This window comes from Buttiauxella warmboldiae (genome assembly GCF_003818135.1).
Taxonomy (GTDB): Bacteria; Pseudomonadota; Gammaproteobacteria; order Enterobacterales; family Enterobacteriaceae; genus Buttiauxella; species Buttiauxella warmboldiae.
Window position 1 is genome coordinate 1 of the sequence record NZ_RPOH01000132.1, and the last position, 1,059, is coordinate 1,059.

Below are 1,059 nucleotides of genomic sequence, written 5' to 3' on the forward strand. Positions count from 1 at the left end.
CCATGTTCGTTTTGCGAAAGTCATGGAGCTTGCCATCAGTCTGCCGTTTTTTATTAGTGGCCTCTATTCGTTACATAAGGCTTGTCGTCAGGCCGAACGCTTTTAGCGGGATAGCGTGTTCATATTACAAACGCTATCCCGCATCCATTAACGGCTGTGCATCGCCAAATCACCCGGTAGGTTTTTCTGCATCCGATGCCAGATTTCACCACTCTCGCGCCCGTAGGTACGCACGGTATCAAACACCTGATCCTGCAAGCCTTGTTGGCAAATCTCAGCCAGACGGTGGTAGAAACCTAACGCCAGGCTGCGTGCTTCCGGACTGGAGAAATAATGACGCCCGATACGGGTGTAGAGCCCTTTCATGCCGTTGAGGATGAGCCCGTAAATCGGATTCCCGGAGGCAAAAGCCAGGCCACGGAAAATATCATAATCAAGCTTAGCAAAAGCATCCGCATGGTCTTCAACGCTATTGGCCGTAGCCAGGACTTCCTGCGCTTTATCCGGATGCTGGCGAACAGCAGTGCGAATAAAGATAGTGGCGATATTGGTTCGCACCGATAACAGGTTATCGATCAGCTGCGGTACGCTGTCGTGATCGAGACGCGCCAAAGTTTCCAGAATGTTTAAGCCGGAGGTTTCCCAGAAGTTATTCACTTTGGTTGGCTTGCCGTGCTGAATCGTTAACCAGCCATCACGCGCCAGACGCTGAAGCACCTCCCGCAGGGTGGTACGAGTCACACCGATCAGTTCAGATAGCTCGCGTTCTGCCGGAAGAATCGTTCCCGGCGCGAAGCGGTTATTCCAGATACTTTCGATGATGTATTCTTCCGCGAAACCCGCTGGGCTCTGCGCCTTAATAACCATAGTATGCTTTCCATTACACAGGTTTTGCTAAAGAGACTCATCATACCAGATGCCTTGCGGCGCAGGTAGCGGTGACAGCGGTCAATTCTGGAATCAGGGTTTAATTTTGCGGGCCAGCCACACAGTTAAACAATATTCCTCAGACTGATGACAAAGCCCATGACTTTCGCAAAACGAACATGGACCATCAAT

1 protein-coding gene is annotated in these 1,059 nt (G+C 50.9%); it reads right to left on the reverse strand.

Annotation, left to right across the window (positions count from 1 at the left end; all coding sequences use genetic code 11):
* Positions 1 to 147 precede the first annotated feature (147 nt).
* Positions 148 to 867: a fatty acid metabolism transcriptional regulator FadR gene (gene fadR, locus EHN07_RS20395; RefSeq protein ID WP_124025825.1), complete on the reverse strand. Its 720-nt coding sequence runs from the start codon at positions 865 to 867 to the stop codon at positions 148 to 150.
* Positions 868 to 1,059: the final 192 nt, after the last annotated feature.